The organism is Streptomyces sp. NPDC013317 (assembly GCF_055563155.1).
In genome coordinates this window covers 491,445-506,914 of the sequence record NZ_JBVHDX010000004.1, presented here as the reverse complement: position 1 = coordinate 506,914, position 15,470 = coordinate 491,445, and the positions used below count along the sequence as shown (strand labels likewise).

Below are 15,470 nucleotides of genomic sequence, written 5' to 3'. Positions count from 1 at the left end.
GGCGGGTGACCGGCGGGGGTGGCCTGGGGCGCGGCGTCTGGCTCAGTCGAGAGCTGCGTCGAGCAGCATCAGCGCCGACACCGCCAGCAGCACCGCGCCGAACACGCGGCGCAGCGTCTCTCCGCGGATCCTGGCGGCCAGCCGCCGCCCGTCCCAGGCGCCGAGGATCGCCGCACCCGCGAAGGGGGCGACCACGGCCCAGTCGAAGGATCCGGCCGTGCCTCCGCCGCCGCGCGCGAGCAGGGCGGCCAGCGCGTTGACGGAGACGATCAGCAGGCTGGTCCCGACCGCCGTCCGCATCCGCAGGCCGACGACCTGGACGAGCGCCGGTACGGTCAAGAAGCCGCCGCCCACGCCGAGGACACCGGTGACCGCGCCGAGCCCGGCGCCCGCACCCGCGACCGCCGGAGCCCCCATCCGAACCGCCTCGGCCTCGGCGACACGAGCCGGTCGTACCATCCGCACCGCCGCCACTCCCGCCACCACCGCGAAGCCGGTCGTCAGGAGCCACTCCGGGAGCCGGGCCGAGAGCAGTCCGCCGAGCGCCGCCGGTACCAGCCCCGCCGCCGCGAACAGCGCGCCCGTCCCCCACCGCACCTGACCGTCCCGGGCGTGGGCGAACAGGGCGGTCGCCGAGGTCGCGAGCACGATGAGCAGGCTCGCGGTCGCCGCCGCGGGCGGCGCGAAACCGAGGAGATAGATCAGTACCGGTACGGCGAGCACGCTGCCGCCGCCCCCGAGCGCCCCGAGCGCGAGCCCGACGACGGCGCCTCCGGCGAGGGCGATCAACACCGGTTCGGGACAGGCGCGTTCGCGAACGAGTCGTCGATCGCCACGACGTCGTGGCCGACCGCGGCCAGCATCGACGCGGCGATCGCGGCCCGCATCCCGCCGGCGCAGTGCACCCAGACGGTCGTGCCGGCGGGTATCTCGCCCATCCGGGAACGGAGCAGGTGCAGCGGGATGTGGAGCGACCCCGGGATGTGGCCGGCCGAGGAGCGCTCGGAGTCCCGCCGTACGTCCAGTACACGGACGGTCCCGGCCGACCCCTCCACCTCGGCCGACCCCTCCACCTCGGCGAGGTCCGCGAAGACGGCGCGGCGGTACGTCTCCGGCCGCTCCCCCGCCCGCACCCAGTCCTCGGGGCCGCCGGTCGCGGCGGCCGCCGGGCGGTCGATGCCGACTCGCACCAGCTCCCGCTGGGCCTCGGCCAGTTGGCCCGGCGACTCCGCGAGCAACGTCACCGGCCTGCCCCACGGAATGAGCCAGGCCAGGTGGGCCGCGAGCTGACCGCCCGCCTCGATGTTGAACGAGCCGGCCACGTGCCCCTCCGCGAAGGCCATCCGGCCGCGCAGGTCCACGACCCACTCGCCCGCGGCCAGCCGCGCCGCGATCTCCTCGGAATCCGCGACGGGCGGAGGGGTGAGGTCGACGGGCGCCGCGCCGACGGTGTTGAGCGGGCCCATGTGGGCGTAGTACGCGGGGACGTCGTCGAGACCGGCGAGCAGCTCGGCGACGAAGGTGTCGGCGTCCTTGACCAGGGCCGCGTTCACCGCCGCCTGCTCACCGATGGTGGTGGGACCGGCGTCGGGCGAGGACGGGCCGGAGGCGCAGAAGCTGCCGAACCCGTGGGTGGGCAGCACGGCGGTGTCCGCGGGGAGTTCGGCGGCGAGGCGGTGCGCGGAGGCGTGCTGGGCGCGGGCGAGCCGCTCGGTCAGCCGGGGTTCGACCAGGTCGGGGCGGCCGACGGTGCCGATGAGCAGCGAGCCGCCGGTGAAGACGGCGGCGGCCCGGCCGGCCTCCTCCAGGACGTACGAGGTGTGGTGCGGGGTGTGGCCGGGGGTGGCCATGGCCCGCACGGCGAGGCCCTCGTCGATCTCGAGCCTGTCCCCGTCGGAGACGGGGAGCCGGTCGTACGCGACGGGGGCGGCGGCCGGGACCACGTGCACGGCCCCGGTGATCCGGGCCAGCTCGCGGCCGCCGCTCACGTAGTCGTTGTGCACATGGGTCTCCAGCACGTGGGAGATCCGCACACCGCGCAGGGCCGCCGCGGTGAGCACGCGGTCGATGTCACGCGGCGGGTCGATCACGACGGCGCGGGCGGTTCCGCCCGCGAGGTATCCGCGATTGCCGAGGCCGGGCATGTCGACGGTATCCACGAAGAACACGGCCTTGTCCTCCTTCCGAGCTCGGAAGCACGAGCTCAATTACCCCCCGGGGTATCCAAGCGACTCCGTGACCCTAACAGAAGTACCCCCGGGGGTATCCAGCCCGCTTGCCGGAACGGCAAAGGGCCGGGCCTCCGCCGTACGGAGGCCCGGCCCTTGGGGGACGCGGAAGGCGATGTGTCGCCGCAGGTCAGTCGGTCGCGAGGCCCTTCAGACGCTTGGCGATCTTCGCGAGGCGGGCGCCCTGGTAGCGAGCGGCCTGGAGGGTGTTCTCGTCCGGGGCGCCGTTCGCGGCCGGGTGCGAGGTGCCGTAGGGGTTGCCGCCCGCGGCGTAGACGGAGGCGTCGGTGTAACCGGGGGAGACGATGACCGAACCCCAGTGGTGGAAGGTGTTGTAGAGCGCCAGCAGCGTGGACTCGTTGCCACCGTGAACGTTGTGGGCGCTCGTGAAGGCCGTCGCGGGCTTGTCGGCGAAGGCGCCGCGCGCCCACAGGCCGCCGGTGGTGTCGATGAACTGCTTCAGCTGGGCGGCGATGTTGCCGTACCGGGTCGGCGAGCCGAGCGCGTACGCGTCCGCCCACTCCAGGTCGTCGAGCGTGGCGATCTCGACGTCACCGGTCGCGTCGACGTGGGCGCGCCATGCCGGGTTGCCGTCGATGGCGGCGTCGGGGGCGAGCTCGGTCACGCGCCGCAGCCGGACCTCCGCGCCGGCCTTCTCCGCACCTTCGGCGACGGCCTGGGCGAGCTGGTGCACGCTGCCGGTGGACGAGTAGTAGATGACGGCGACCTTGACGGACATGACGTACCCCTTCAACCGGATTCATTTCCGCTTCAACGGTTCCGAGCGTAAACGGATACTCATCCGCTTTGCAAGGGGAATCATCGAGGAACCGGATAGCGCTCCGTTATGCTCGGGGGCAGGAAGCGACCGACGGGGATCGGAGCGAGCGAGCGGACAGGCGGAGGCGGAGGCGGACATGGCGCGCACGAAGAACACCGGAGCGGACCACCGCCAGGGCCGGACGCACGGAACGAGCCAGGCGCCCGGGCCGACGCACGGAACGAGCGAGGCGTCCGGGCCAGTACCCGGGACGGGCCAGGCGCCCGGGCCGGCGCACGGGACGAGCCAGGCGCACGGGACGAGCGAGGCGTCCGAGACGAGCGAGGCGCCCCAGGCCCCCGCCCGCCCGGCCGCCCCCGCCCGCCCGGCCGCTCCCGCCCGCCCGGCAGCCTCCGCCGCGCCCCCGGCCGGCGGCGCCATACCCCCCGCCGTCACCCTGCTCCCCGCCGCCGGAGCGCCCGTCGTGACCGAGCGGGCCGATGCCGCGCGGAACCGGCGCAGGATCCTCGACGCGGCCGCCCGGATCGTCGCCGAGGTGGGGCCCGAGGCCGTGACCATGAACCAGGTCGCCCACGCCAGCGGGATAGGCGTCGGCACCGTCTACCGCCGCTTCGGCGACGTAGCCCAGCTCCTGTGGGCGCTCCTCGACGACCGGGAGCGCCAGTTCCAGGAGGCGTACCTGAGCGGCCCGCCGCCGCTCGGCCCCGGCGCACCCGACGACGAGCGCCTGCGCGCCTTCCTCGACGCCCTCGTCGACCGGATCATCGAGCAGCGCGAGCTGCTGCTCGCCGCCCAGGCCGCCGCCCCGAGCGCGCGCTACACCAGCGGCGCGTACCTCGCCATGCACGCCCACGTCGCGATGCTGCTCGCCCGCGTCCGGCCCGAAACCAACCCGGCGCTCCTCGCGCACCTGCTGCTCGCGCCGTTCTCGCCGAGCCTGATGCACCACCTCACCGTCGAACGCGCGCTCTCCGCCGAGGAGCTCAAGGCCGGGGTCGACGCGCTGCTGAACCTGGGGGGATGAGCGCCGCGAGTCCGTCCAGGACGCGCGCCAGACCGAAGGCGTAGGCGTGGTCGGGGCTGTACATGCCCTCGTACGCCACGGCCGCCGCCTCCCCCACCCGCGACGCCAGCGGGAACCGCTCCGCGTCGAACATCCGGGCCAGCAGCGGCGCGTGGGCGTCCCACCACTCGTGGTCGGACATCGCGCTCTCCCGGTCGACGGCCCGCGCGTCCAGCTCCGTACGGGCGGCGGACTGCACGAACCCGAGCAGATGCGTCAGCGCCGAGTCCATGGCCACGTCGTCGAGGCCGAGCCCTTCGAAGGCACCGAGCTCGTGCTCGTACTTCGTCATCACCCCGGGCCCGAGCGGAGGCCGGTGGACCCGCAGTTCGACCAGCCAGGGGTGCCGTAGATAGAGCGCGCGGTTCTCGTCGGCGACCGCCGTCACCCGCTCCCGCCAGGGCTCCTCCGGCGCGAAGGGGGTTCGGGGCATCCGCCGGAAGACCAGGTCGAGCATCAGGTCGAGCAGTTCGGCCTTGCCGGGGACGTACGTGTAGAGGGTCATCGGGGTCACGCCGAGGCGCTGCGCGACCGCGCGCATGGTGAGCGCGTCGAGCCCGCCCTCGTCGGCCAGGGCGATCGCCGCGTCGACGACCCCGTCGACGGTCAGCCCCTGCCGGGGGCCGCGCCGGCCTCCGGCGAGCGGCGGGGAACCATCCCGCCACAGCAGTTCGAGGGTCCGCGCGGGATCCCCCGCGCCGCTGCTCCGCTCCTTCACCATGACACCCATTCTCGCAGGTCAGACCTATTTCCCAATACTTTGTACGCTGTATAGAGTAACGTGGCTCGGGTACTGGGACCACCATCGGAGGGCGCAGCCATGACCACCCCCGCCGCAGCGGACAACCACCACGTCATCCAGGTCCGCGGGGCCCGCGAGAACAACCTCAGGAACGTCGACGTCGACCTCCCCAAGCGCCGCCTCACCGTCTTCACCGGCGTCTCCGGCTCCGGGAAGTCCTCGCTCGTCTTCGGCACCATCGCCGCCGAGTCGCAGCGCCTGATCAACGAGACCTACAGCGCCTTCCTCCAGTCCTTCATGCCGGCGCTCGGCCGCCCGGACGTGGACGGACTGCACAACCTCAGCGCCGCGATCGTCGTCGACCAGGAGCGGATGGGCGCCAACTCCCGCTCCACGGTGGGCACGGCGACCGACGCGTACACGATGCTGCGCATCGTCTTCAGCCGTCTCGGCACCCCGCACGTCGGCACCTCCGGCGCCTTCAGCTTCAACCTGCCCGAGGGCATGTGCCCGCGCTGCGAGGGCGTCGGCCAGATCTCCGACATCGACGTCGACGAGCTCGTGGACCGCAGCAGGTCCCTCAACGAGGGCGCGATCACCGTTCCGGGGTACGCCGTCGACTCCTGGATGTGGCAGATCATGGCCCAGTCCGGCTTCTACGACCCCGACAAGAAGCTGGCCGAATTCACCGGGCAGGAGTGGGAGGACTTCCTCCACCGTCCCTCGTGCAAGGTGAAGGTCGGCAGCAACAACTTCACCTACGAGGGTCTCGTGGTGAAGCTCCAGCGGACCGTCCTCTCCAAGGACCGGGACGCCATGCAGGCCCACATCCGCGCCTTCGTGGACCGGGCCGTCGTCTTCCGCACCTGCCCGGAGTGCGAGGGCACCCGCCTGACGCGGGCCGCGCTCTCCTCCCGTATCGACGGGGTGAACATCGCCGAGTGCTCGGCGATGCAGATCAGCGACCTCGCCGCGTTCGTACGCCGGATCGAGGACCCCTCCGTCGCCCCGCTCCTGGCCGGCCTGCGCGAACTGCTCGACTCCCTCGTCGAGATCGGGCTCGGCTACCTCAGCCTGGACCGGGCCTCCGGCACGCTCTCGGGCGGCGAGGCGCAGCGCGTGAAGATGGTGCGCCACCTCGGCTCCTCCCTCACCGACGTGACGTACGTCTTCGACGAGCCCACCACCGGCCTGCACCCGCACGACATCCGCCGCATGAACGACCTGCTGCTGCGGCTGCGCGACAAGGGCAACACCGTCCTCGTCGTGGAGCACAAGCCGGAGGTCATCGAGATCGCCGACCACGTCGTCGACCTCGGCCCGCGCGCCGGGTCGAACGGCGGCGAGATCTGCTACTCCGGCGACGTGCCGGGCCTGCGCGCCTCCGGGACACTGACCGGCGAGCACCTCGCGCACCGGGCGAAGCTCCGCCCCGAGGTACGCCCCCGCACCGGCGCGCTCTCCATCATGGGCGCCTCGCAGCACAACCTCCGGAACGTGAGCGTCGAGATCCCGACCGGCGTCCTGACCGTCGTCACGGGCGTCGCCGGCTCCGGAAAGTCGTCCCTCGTCCACGGCAACCTGCCGGGCCGGGACGGGGTGGTCGTCGCCGACCAGTCCCCGATCCGCGGCTCGCGCCGCTCGAACCCGGCGACGTACACCGGACTGCTGAACCCGATCCGTACCGCCTTCGCCAAGGCCAACGGGGTCAAGGCGGCGCTCTTCAGCGCCAACTCGGAGGGCGCCTGCCCGAAGTGCAACGGCCTCGGACTCGTCTACACCGACCTCGCGATGATGGCGGGCGTCGCCTCCGTCTGCGAGGAGTGCGAGGGGAAGCGCTTCACGCGCGAGGTGCTCGCCTACACGCTCGACGGCAGGAACATCCACGAGGTCCTGTCGATGTCCGTCGAGGAGGCGTACGACTTCTTCACGGCGAAGGGCCAGGCCCGGACGATCCTCGGCCGGCTGAAGGACGTCGGCCTCGGCTACCTCCGTCTCGGCCAGCCCCTCAACACCCTCTCGGGCGGCGAGCGCCAGCGCCTGAAGCTGGCGATCCACATGGCCGAGAAGGGCGCGGTCTACGTCCTCGACGAGCCGACGACCGGCCTCCACCTGGCCGACGTCGACCAGCTCCTCGCCCTTCTGGACCGGCTCGTCGAGGCGGGCAACACGGTCGTGGTCATCGAGCACCACCAGGCGGTCATGGCGCACGCCGACTGGCTGATCGACCTCGGTCCCGGCGCGGGCCACGACGGCGGCCGGATCGTCTTCGAGGGCACGCCGTCCGAGCTGGTCGAGAAGGGCGACACGCTGACGGCGCGCCACCTGCGGGAGTACGTGGGCGCCTGAGCCAGGCCGCGGGCGCGGGGGGCCGACACCGATACACCTCCCGCGCCCGGGTGCCTCCGCGCCCCGGCCTCCCCGCGCCCGGGTGCCTCCGCGCCCCGGCCTCCCCGCGCCCGGGTGCCCCCGCGCCCGGCCCCCTCGGCCTCGCCATCCCGCGCCTCCGGCCCCCGGCCCCCGTCCACACCCTGAAACGATCTGGACCCGGCCACCGGCCTCGGCGCACCATCACGCCCATGGCGACCTTCCTCATCCTGCACGGCTTCCAGAACCACCGTCCGCCCGGCCACTGGCACCACTGGCTCGCCGGCCGGCTCGCCGAGCGCGGGCACGAGGTGCGCTACCCGCAGCTGCCCGAGCCGGACGCACCCGTACTGGAGGACTGGACGGCGGCGCTGCGCGCGCACCTCCACCGGCCCGCCGAGGGCGAGTTCGTCGTCATCGCGCACAGTCTCTCCGTCCTGCTCTGGCTGCGCGCCGCCTCGCCCGACGTCGACCGGGTCCTGCTCGTCGCCCCGCCCTCCCCCGCCGTCACGGCCTCGATCCCGGAGATAGCCGCGTTCGCCGCAGGGCTCGACCTCGGCTCCGTACGGCTCGATGCACCGACGCGGCTCGTCTACGCGGCCGGGGACCCCTACTGCCCCGAGGGCGCCGACGTCCCCTACGGCACCCCCCTCGGCCTCGACATGGACGTGATCCCCGGCGGCGAGCACCTCACCCCGGACTCCGGGTACGGGGAGTGGCCGTCGGTACTGCGCTGGTGCGAAGACCCGGCGACCCGGCTCGGGCCCCGGTAGACGAGGCCTCGGGGCCCAGGCCGTCGCCCTCCCGGGCGAACCGTGACGGAGTCCGCCCGCGGCCCCGTCGGCGCAGCCTAGGGTGACGACCCATGAGGTGGCTCAGCAGGGCAGGAGCAGTCGAGAACACCGTCGTCGCCGGGCAGATGCGAGGCTTCTTCAGAGGGCTGTCGGCCGAGACCCGCAAGGACCCCCGGCTGGTCGCCCAGGCGTACGGCGCGCATCTCTTCCACCGACGGCGGCGCAGGCTCGTGGACGAGAAGCGCTTCGCCGCCTCGCGCTTCCACGTCGGCATCGGCGTCGGGTCCGACGACTTCGCCGACCTGACCAAGCGGGCCGTGCTGGTCTCGGACACCCTGCTGCTCTCCCACAACGGGGCGGGCACCCGCCACCACCTCAGGCAGCTCTCGCACCGCGACTTGTCCATCCCCCAGACGGAGGAGGAGGAGCGCACCGGCGTCCTGCCCACCGGGACGAGCACGACGGAAGACCTGTACATGAACTGCCCGGACCCGGACCGGCTGGGGCGCTGGCTCCTGCAGACCGAGCCGTTGCTGCGCGCGGGCTGCGCCTGGTACCTCCCCACGTACGCGGTGTCCCGCCACACCACGCGCTACGGCTACGCGGGGGAGCCGGTCGACCCCACCTACGAGCATCACTCCGGGCCGGTCACGGACTCCGACGTGCCGGGCCTGCTCGACTTCGCGGCCACCGGCCGCCGGGTCGTCGCCCAGAGCCACACACCCGCCGTCGTCAGCCAGCTCGTGATCCCGGTGGTCGAGGAACTGGAACTGCCCTTCATCGACGGCGTCTCCCTGGAGGAGTTCAGCAAGATCACCGTTGGGGAGTTCGACGCCTACCGGGCCCATCGCGGATGGCTGCGGATGGAGCTGGCCGACGTCGACAGCGCACTCGACGCGGACGGGCGGCAGAAGGCCCTGATGAAGATCGGCCTCCGGATGCAGGACGGGGTCCGGGGCATGCAGGCCCAGATGAACCAGGTCCGCCGCAAGCGGGCCGTCGCCGTGACCGGCGCGGTCGTCGGCACAGTCACCGCCAGCCTGGTCGCCGTCTACGGTCCCGCCCTCCAGTCGGCGCTGACGGCCGTCGTGGGCGGGGCTGCCGGCGGGCTGTGGGGAGCGTTCCAGGCGGGGGCCGACAACAGCCCGCGCACGCTCCGCGAGAACGCCTGGTACTACGTGTGGACGCTCTCGCGGAAGGCCGACCGGAACCCCTGACACGGGTGCCGACGGCGTGGGACACGAGTGCCGAACGCCTGTGACGCGGGGTGCCGGAGCGTGCGTACCCCGGCCCGGGCGCGTGACCGGATCGGGTGTCAGGCCGTGCGGGGTGGGCCCTCGGGCGCGATCATCGGAGCATGACCACCGAGATCCACCTCGCCCAGCAGCCCGAGGCCGACGAGCTGCTCGGCCGCTCCCCGCTCGCCGCGCTCGTCGGCATGCTGCTCGACCAGCAGGTGCCCATGGAGTGGGCGTTCTCCGGGCCGTACACGATCGCGCAGCGGCTCGGCACGGACGATCTCGACGCGGGGCAGATCGCCGCGTACGACCCCGAGGCGTTCGGCGCGTTGCTCTCCGCGAAGCCCGCCGTGCACCGCTATCCGGGGTCGATGGCCAAGCGGATCCAGCAGCTCTGCCAGTTCCTCGTCGACGAGTACGGCGGTGACGCCGAGGCCGTCTGGGCGGACGCGGAGAGCGGGGCGGAGCTGCTCGCGCGGCTGAAGGCGCTGCCCGGTTTCGGGGTGCAGAAGGCGCAGATCTTCCTGGCCCTGCTCGGCAAGCGGTACGGCGTCCGGCCCACCGGGTGGCGGGAGGCGGCGGGGGCGTACGGCGAGCAGGGCTCGTACCGTTCCGCGGCGGACATCACCGGTCCGGAGTCGCTGGCGAAAGTTCGTGCCTTCAAGCAGGAGGCGAAGGCCTCCGCAAAGGCGGCGAAGGCACAGAAATCATCCGGGAATTGAACGCTCCGGATGTCAATCCTGCTAAATCCGACATGAATTGTGCCGGAGCTGTTCACAGGAGCCGTCAGAGATCGCTAGCTTCCCCTCTACCTCGTCCGAATCGGGAAGGACCTCTGTGAACGCATCCTCTCGCAGAGCCGCGGCCACCCTGGCCGCAGCCGCACTCGCGACCCCGCTCCTGCTGGCCAGCGCCTCCCCCGCCACCGCCGTCGCGGACCCCGGGGCCAAGCCCGCGCGGGACGCGGCGCAGCTGGCGAAGAAGCTGGTCCGCGAGACGTCCGGCAAGGACGCCTACAGGCACCTGCAGAAGTTCCAGGCGATAGCCGACTCGGCCGGCGGCCACCGCGCGGCCGGCTCGCTCGGACACGACGCCTCGGCTGCGTACGTCTACCAGCAGCTGAAGAAGGCCGGCTACAACGTCTCGTACCAGAAGTTCGACTTCATCTACACCCAGACGCTGGCCGAGAAGGCGTCCGTCGTCTCGCCCGCGCCGCGCGACATCGCGATCTCGGCGATGACGTACACGAAGTCGACCCCCGTCGGCGGCATCAAGGCCGACCTCGCCGCCGTCCCGGTCGACGCGGACGGCACGACCGGCTGTGAGCCGGCCGACTTCGCGTCGGGCACGTTCACCGGCAAGATCGCGCTGGTCAAGCGCGGCGGCTGCACCTTCGCCGTCAAGCAGGAGAACGCCGCGGCGGCGGGCGCCGTCGGCGCGATCATCTACAACAACACCGAAGGCGCCCTCTCCGGCACCCTCGGCGACCCGGCCGCCGGCAAGATCCCGACGGGGGGCGTCACCCAGGCCGAGGGCGAGAAGCTCGCCGCGGACCTGGCCAAGGGCGCGGTGAACATCTCCTTCGAGATCCGTCAGCTCCAGGAGAAGCGTTCCACCAACAACGTCATCGCGGAGACGAAGCGCGGCAACGCCGCCAACACCGTGATGCTCGGCGCGCACCTGGACTCCGTGACCGCCGGCCCCGGCATCAACGACAACGGCTCGGGCTCCGCCGGTCTGCTCCAGGCCGCCCTGGAGCTCGCCGAGTCGAAGGACAAGGTCCGCAACAAGGTCCGCTTCGCCTGGTGGTCCGCGGAGGAGAACGGGCTGCTCGGCTCCGAGCACTACGTCGCGAACATGAGCGAGCTGGACAAGAAGGAAGTCAAGCTCTACCTCAACTTCGACATGATCGCCTCGCCGAACTACGGCCTGTTCGTCTACGACGGCGACAACTCCGACAACGTCGGCGCGGGCGCCGGCCCCGAGGGCTCCGCCCAACTGGAGCGGGACATCACCGACTTCATGGACCGGCGCGGCCTGCCGCACGAGGGCACCGACTTCACGGGCCGCTCGGACTACGGCCCGTTCATCGAGATCGGCATCCCCTCCGGCGGCACCTTCACCGGCGCCGAGGGCATCAAGACGGCGGCGCAGGCGGCCAAGTTCGGCGGAACGGCGGGTGTCGCGTACGACGTGAACTACCACGCGGCCGGCGACAACCTGTCGAACGTCAACATGAAGGCCTTCGACGCCAACATCGACATCATCGCCAACGCCGTGGGCACCTACGCCCACGACATCAGCTCTCTGAAGCGCCCGGTCGTCAGCGTCCCGACGGAGGGCGACGCGGGCAGCGGCGGCGGCCTCCACGACGGCCACGACCACGAGGTCACGGAGTAGCACGCAGAGGCCCCGGGTAGCACCGAGTCCGGGCACCAAGGCACGAGGGGCGGGGCGGGAGACATCCCACCCCGCCCCTCCGCTTCTCCGCCTCTCCCCTATCTCCTCCGCCGTGCCGTGCCGAAGAGCGACCGGGAGATCTCCCGCCCCAACTGCGTCCCGATCGACCGCGCCAGCGACTTGAACATCCCGCTGTCCACGACCTGCTCGACCAGCGACTCGTCCTCCTTCGGCGCCCGCGCCGGCGGCTTCGGTCTCTGCGCCTGCTGCTCCTGCCGCTCCTGCCGCGCCGAGAGGCGCTCGTACGCCGACTCCCGGTCCACCGCCTCCGCGTACCGCCCCCACAGCGGCGACCCCTTGACCGCAGCCTCCAGCGCGTCCGCCGCGATCGGGCCCATCAGGGACTCCGGCGCCCGCAGCCGTGTCGCCGCCACCGGGGTCGGCGCACCCGTCTCGCCCAGTACGGTGACCACCGCCTCGCCCGTGCCGAGCCCCGTCAGGACCTCCTCCAGGTCGTACGCCGAGTTCGGGAACGTCCGCACCGTCGCCTTCAGCGCCTTGGCGTCGTCCGGGGTGAACGCCCGCAGCGCGTGCTGCACCCGGTTCCCCAGCTGCGCGAGCACGTCACCCGGCACGTCCTTCGGGGTCTGCGTCACGAAGAAGACGCCCACGCCCTTCGAGCGGATCAGCCGCACGGTCATCGTGATGGACTCCAGGAACGCCTTCGACGCGCCTTTGAAGAGCAGGTGCGCCTCGTCGAAGAAGAACACCAGCTTCGGCTTCTCCAGATCCCCGACCTCCGGCAGATCCTCGTACAGGTCCGCCAGCATCCACATCAGGAACGTGGAGAACAGCTGCGGCTTGTCCTGCACCGCCGGCAGCTCCAGTACGGACACCGTGCCGCGCCCGTCCGCCGCCGTCCGCAGGAACTCGCCCGTGTCGAACTCCGGCTCCCCGAAGAACCCGGCCGCCCCCTGCTGCTCGAACGCCGTGATGGAGCGCAGGATCACCCCGGCCGTCGCGGTCGAGAGTCCGCCGATCCCCTTCAGCTCGGGCTTCCCCACGTCCGACACGAGGAAGGCCACCACCGCCCGCAGATCCTTGAGGTCCACCAGCTCCAGACCCTTCTGGTCCGCGTAGTGGAAGATCAGCCCGAGCGACTGCTCCTGCGTCTGGTTGAGCTGGAGCACCTTCGACAGCAGCACGGGCCCGAAGCTCGTCACCGTGGCCCGTACGGGAATGCCCGCGCCGATGCCGCCGAGCCCGTAGAACTCGCAGGGGAAGCCCGTCGCCTTCCACTCCTGCCCGACCTGCCCCGCCCGCTCCCTGGTCCTCTCGGACTCCACGCCCGGCGCCGAGATGCCCGACACGTCCCCCTTGATGTCGGCGAGGAAGACCGGCACGCCGTTCGCGGACAGCTGCTCGGCGACGAGCTGCAGGGTCTTCGTCTTTCCGGTGCCCGTCGCACCGGCGACCAGGCCGTGCCGGTTGAGCATCGGCAGCGGGAGGCGGATACCCGCGTCCGGGTGACATTCCCCGTCCCACAGCAGCGCGCCGAGCTCCAGCGCCGGCCCGGAGAAGGCGTACCCCGCCGCGATCTCGCCGGCCGGAGACTGCTCGCTCACGCTCATGACAGGACCTCTAGTTCCGGAATCGTGGCGGTTTGCCCCAGCATCGCACCGGCCCCGCGTGGCTGCGCCGGGAGCCGCTTGCCCGGTAGGCTTTCCGTGTGATCTTCAAGCGCATCGGACAAGGCCGGCCGTACCCCGACCACGGCCGGGAAAGCACCCGGCAGTGGGCGGACGTCGCCCCGCGCCCGGTCCGCCTCGACCAGTTGGTCACCACGAAGGGCCAGCTGGACCTGGAGACGCTGCTCGCGGAGGACTCCACGTTCTACGGCGACCTCTTCGCGCACGTCGTGAAGTGGCGGGGCGACCTCTACCTCGAGGACGGGCTGCACCGCGCGGTGCGCGCCGCGCTCCAGCAGCGCCAGGTGCTGCACGCCCGCGTGCTGGAGATGGACTAGCGGCGACGCGCCGTTCTGACCCTTTCGGGGGCTCTGCCCGTCCATCCGGACGCGATCACATGATCGTCAAGTATCCAACCTCGACGGACGGCATTACGCTGCGTCCATGAGCATGCTCACTCCCCCCGGAATGGGCGGAAAATACCGCATCACGGGTGACAAGTACCCCCGTATGCGCCGCCCCCGGAACCGTCGCAGGATCGTCCTCGCGGCCGCGGCCGCCGTGGTCGTGCTCGGCGCGGCCGGGTGGGGGACCGTGCAGCTCGTCGACGTGTTCTCCGGCGGTGACGAGGACACGAAGACGACGGCCGGTCACCGCACCGACTGCAAGCCCGCACCCAAGCCGACGACCGCGGCCGTCGCCGCGCTGCCCAAACCCGCCCAGATCACGGTGAACGTCTACAACGCGACCCCGCGCAGCGGGCTGGCGAAGTCGACCGCCGACGAGCTCAAGAAGCGCGGCTTCCTCATCGGCAAGATCGGCAACGCCCCCGCCGCGTACGACAAGAAGGTCGTCGGCGCCGGGGTCCTGCTCGGTGCTCCCGGGGCGGCCAAGGGCGCGTTCCCCGTCCTCGGCACCCAGCTGAAGGGCGTCACGACGAAGACGGACACCCGCGCGACCGCGGACGTGGACCTCATCATCGGGACGGCCTTCAAGAACCTGGACCCCAAAGCGACGGCGGACGCGGCCCTGGTCGCTCTGAACAAGCCCAAGGCCCCGCCCGCCGGGAAGTGCTGAACCGGTATCTTCCGCCCGGTACGGCCGGCTAGTCGGCCGTACCGTACATGCGGTCGCCCGCGTCGCCGAGGCCCGGGACGATGTACCCGTGCTCGTTGAGGCGCTCGTCGACCGAGGCCGTCACGACGGTCACCGGCGTGCCCGCCAGCTCGCGCTCCATGATCTCGACGCCCTCGGGGGCGGCGAGCAGCACGACCGCGGTGACATCGTCCGCGCCGCGCTTGATCAGCTCCCTGATCGCGGCGACGAGCGTGCCGCCGGTCGCCAGCATCGGGTCCAGGACGTACACCTGGCGGCCCGAGAGGTCCTCCGGCATCCGCGTCGCGTAGGTCGACGCCTCCAGCGTCTCCTCGTTGCGGATCATGCCGAGGAAGCCCACCTCGGCGGTCGGGAGGAGCCGGACCATGCCGTCGAGCATGCCGAGGCCGGCGCGGAGGATCGGGACCACCAGCGGCCGCGGGTACGACAGCTTCACACCGGTCGTCGGCGTGACGGGGGTCTCGATGTCGACCTGCTCGGTCCGCACGTCCCTGGTGGCCTCGTAGGCGAGCAGGGTGACCAGCTCGTCGGCGAGCCGGCGGAAGGTCGGGGAGTCCGTGCGCTTGTCGCGCAGCGTGGTGAGCTTGTGGGCGACCAGCGGGTGATCGACGACGTGGAGACGCATGGTCACACAGTAGCCCGCACTGGCATCAACCCATGCCCTGGAGGGAAGGTGGGGGCACAGGACCCAGTCGTGGGGTGGTGTGGCCCATGCCCGACCCGGCAGACCCGGCGCAGTCGGGGGACGCCAGGAACGAGGACGGCGGGAAGCCGCCGGAGACGGACGCGGAGCGCCGCAGGCGCCGCGCCCAGTTCCTGCGCGAGCTGCATGAGGCCAAGGCACTCCGTGACCGTGTGCAGCCCCGGCGCGCGCGGGCGGCGCGGATGCGCCAGCAGATGCGGATGAGGACCTTTCGCTGGTGAGGGCCACGGCGCCGGGCCCGCGCCGTGCGCCTCCCGTGCGCCGGTCCGTGCGCCGGTCCGTGCGCCGGGTCTGCGCACCCGCCCGATGGGCGTCAGGATCAGACTGATGCACGACGCAAGAGCCGAAGA

15 protein-coding genes are annotated in these 15,470 nt (G+C 72.0%); 9 read left to right on the top strand and 6 right to left on the bottom strand.

Annotation, left to right across the window (positions count from 1 at the left end; translation table 11 throughout):
- Positions 1-42: 42 nt before the first annotated feature.
- The 3 genes from ACZ3IJ_RS15060 to wrbA form a co-directional block, all read right to left on the bottom strand.
- Positions 43-792 (bottom strand): sulfite exporter TauE/SafE family protein, encoded by a 750-nt coding sequence (locus ACZ3IJ_RS15060; RefSeq protein WP_467468218.1) that lies wholly within the window; start codon positions 790-792, stop codon positions 43-45.
- A complete protein-coding gene (locus ACZ3IJ_RS15055) occupies positions 786-2,168 on the bottom strand; it encodes an MBL fold metallo-hydrolase (protein ID WP_467468216.1) in 1,383 nt (460 codons plus the stop codon). The genes ACZ3IJ_RS15060 and ACZ3IJ_RS15055 overlap by 7 nt, the downstream gene beginning before the upstream one ends.
- A 190-nt stretch (positions 2,169-2,358) precedes the next feature.
- Positions 2,359-2,967 (bottom strand): NAD(P)H:quinone oxidoreductase, encoded by a 609-nt coding sequence (wrbA, locus tag ACZ3IJ_RS15050; RefSeq protein WP_391799937.1) that lies wholly within the window; start codon positions 2,965-2,967, stop codon positions 2,359-2,361.
- 460 nt (positions 2,968-3,427) lie between these two features.
- Between wrbA and ACZ3IJ_RS15045 the strand changes: the two genes are divergently transcribed.
- Complete coding sequence (locus ACZ3IJ_RS15045) at positions 3,428-4,033, top strand: TetR/AcrR family transcriptional regulator (RefSeq protein WP_467468426.1); 606 nt, start codon at positions 3,428-3,430, stop codon at positions 4,031-4,033.
- On the opposite strand, the gene ACZ3IJ_RS15040 is transcribed toward ACZ3IJ_RS15045, so the two are convergent.
- Positions 3,993-4,793, bottom strand: coding sequence for a TetR/AcrR family transcriptional regulator (locus ACZ3IJ_RS15040; protein WP_467468213.1), 801 nt, complete (start codon positions 4,791-4,793; stop codon positions 3,993-3,995). The genes ACZ3IJ_RS15045 and ACZ3IJ_RS15040 overlap by 41 nt on opposite strands.
- Before the next feature lie 99 nt (positions 4,794-4,892).
- Here ACZ3IJ_RS15040 and ACZ3IJ_RS15035 point away from each other — a divergent pair, with 99 nt between their 5' ends.
- The 5 genes from ACZ3IJ_RS15035 to ACZ3IJ_RS15015 all read left to right on the top strand — a co-directional run bounded on the left by ACZ3IJ_RS15035 (position 4,893) and on the right by ACZ3IJ_RS15015 (position 11,613).
- Positions 4,893-7,163: an ATP-binding cassette domain-containing protein gene (locus ACZ3IJ_RS15035; protein WP_467468211.1), complete on the top strand. Its 2,271-nt coding sequence runs from the start codon at positions 4,893-4,895 to the stop codon at positions 7,161-7,163.
- 230 nt (positions 7,164-7,393) lie between these two features.
- Complete coding sequence (locus ACZ3IJ_RS15030; RefSeq protein ID WP_467468209.1) at positions 7,394-7,954, top strand: RBBP9/YdeN family alpha/beta hydrolase; 561 nt, start codon at positions 7,394-7,396, stop codon at positions 7,952-7,954.
- A gap of 92 nt (positions 7,955-8,046) precedes the next feature.
- Positions 8,047-9,192 (top strand): hypothetical protein, encoded by a 1,146-nt coding sequence (locus tag ACZ3IJ_RS15025; protein ID WP_467468207.1) that lies wholly within the window; start codon positions 8,047-8,049, stop codon positions 9,190-9,192.
- Between the two features lie 140 nt (positions 9,193-9,332).
- Positions 9,333-9,935, top strand: a complete 603-nt coding sequence (locus ACZ3IJ_RS15020; RefSeq protein ID WP_467468205.1) for an HhH-GPD-type base excision DNA repair protein — start codon at positions 9,333-9,335, stop codon at positions 9,933-9,935.
- 115 nt (positions 9,936-10,050) lie between these two features.
- The gene (locus ACZ3IJ_RS15015; RefSeq protein ID WP_467468203.1) at positions 10,051-11,613 is read left to right on the top strand and encodes a M28 family metallopeptidase; all 1,563 of its coding nucleotides are present in this window, start codon (positions 10,051-10,053) and stop codon (positions 11,611-11,613) included.
- Between the two features lie 98 nt (positions 11,614-11,711).
- On the opposite strand, the gene ACZ3IJ_RS15010 is transcribed toward ACZ3IJ_RS15015, so the two are convergent.
- Complete coding sequence (locus ACZ3IJ_RS15010; protein WP_467468201.1) at positions 11,712-13,244, bottom strand: helicase HerA-like domain-containing protein; 1,533 nt, start codon at positions 13,242-13,244, stop codon at positions 11,712-11,714.
- Positions 13,245-13,342: 98 nt separating this feature from the next.
- Between ACZ3IJ_RS15010 and ACZ3IJ_RS15005 the strand changes: the two genes are divergently transcribed.
- Positions 13,343-13,639 carry a type II toxin-antitoxin system VapB family antitoxin gene (locus ACZ3IJ_RS15005; RefSeq protein WP_260230859.1) on the top strand — a complete coding sequence of 99 codons (297 nt, stop codon included), beginning with the start codon at positions 13,343-13,345 and terminating at the stop codon, positions 13,637-13,639.
- 106 nt (positions 13,640-13,745) lie between these two features.
- Complete coding sequence (locus ACZ3IJ_RS15000) at positions 13,746-14,378, top strand: LytR C-terminal domain-containing protein (protein WP_467468199.1); 633 nt, start codon at positions 13,746-13,748, stop codon at positions 14,376-14,378.
- 28 nt (positions 14,379-14,406) lie between these two features.
- On the opposite strand, the gene upp is transcribed toward ACZ3IJ_RS15000, so the two are convergent.
- Positions 14,407-15,042, bottom strand: a complete 636-nt coding sequence (upp, locus tag ACZ3IJ_RS14995; protein WP_361435637.1) for a uracil phosphoribosyltransferase — start codon at positions 15,040-15,042, stop codon at positions 14,407-14,409.
- Between the two features lie 86 nt (positions 15,043-15,128).
- On the opposite strand from upp, the gene ACZ3IJ_RS14990 reads away from it, so the two are divergent.
- On the top strand, positions 15,129-15,341 hold the full coding sequence (locus ACZ3IJ_RS14990; RefSeq protein ID WP_467468197.1) for a hypothetical protein: 213 nt from the start codon (positions 15,129-15,131) through the stop codon (positions 15,339-15,341).
- Positions 15,342-15,470 lie beyond the last annotated feature (129 nt).

Bases quoted from the DNA above. Each gene is read 5' to 3' on its own strand.
- ACZ3IJ_RS15035 (WP_467468211.1), top strand. From the start codon at position 4,893: ATGACCACCCCCGCCGCAGCGGACAACCACCACGTCATCCAGGTCCGC.
- upp (WP_361435637.1), bottom strand. From the start codon at position 15,042: ATGCGTCTCCACGTCGTCGATCACCCGCTGGTCGCCCACAAGCTCACC.
- ACZ3IJ_RS15020 (WP_467468205.1), top strand. From the start codon at position 9,333: ATGACCACCGAGATCCACCTCGCCCAGCAGCCCGAGGCCGACGAGCTG.
- ACZ3IJ_RS15040 (WP_467468213.1), bottom strand. From the start codon at position 4,793: ATGGTGAAGGAGCGGAGCAGCGGCGCGGGGGATCCCGCGCGGACCCTC.
- wrbA (WP_391799937.1), bottom strand. From the start codon at position 2,967: ATGTCCGTCAAGGTCGCCGTCATCTACTACTCGTCCACCGGCAGCGTG.
- ACZ3IJ_RS15030 (WP_467468209.1), top strand. From the start codon at position 7,394: ATGGCGACCTTCCTCATCCTGCACGGCTTCCAGAACCACCGTCCGCCC.
- ACZ3IJ_RS15010 (WP_467468201.1), bottom strand. From the start codon at position 13,244: ATGAGCGTGAGCGAGCAGTCTCCGGCCGGCGAGATCGCGGCGGGGTAC.
- ACZ3IJ_RS15025 (WP_467468207.1), top strand. From the start codon at position 8,047: ATGAGGTGGCTCAGCAGGGCAGGAGCAGTCGAGAACACCGTCGTCGCC.
- ACZ3IJ_RS15000 (WP_467468199.1), top strand. From the start codon at position 13,746: ATGAGCATGCTCACTCCCCCCGGAATGGGCGGAAAATACCGCATCACG.
- ACZ3IJ_RS14990 (WP_467468197.1), top strand. From the start codon at position 15,129: ATGCCCGACCCGGCAGACCCGGCGCAGTCGGGGGACGCCAGGAACGAG.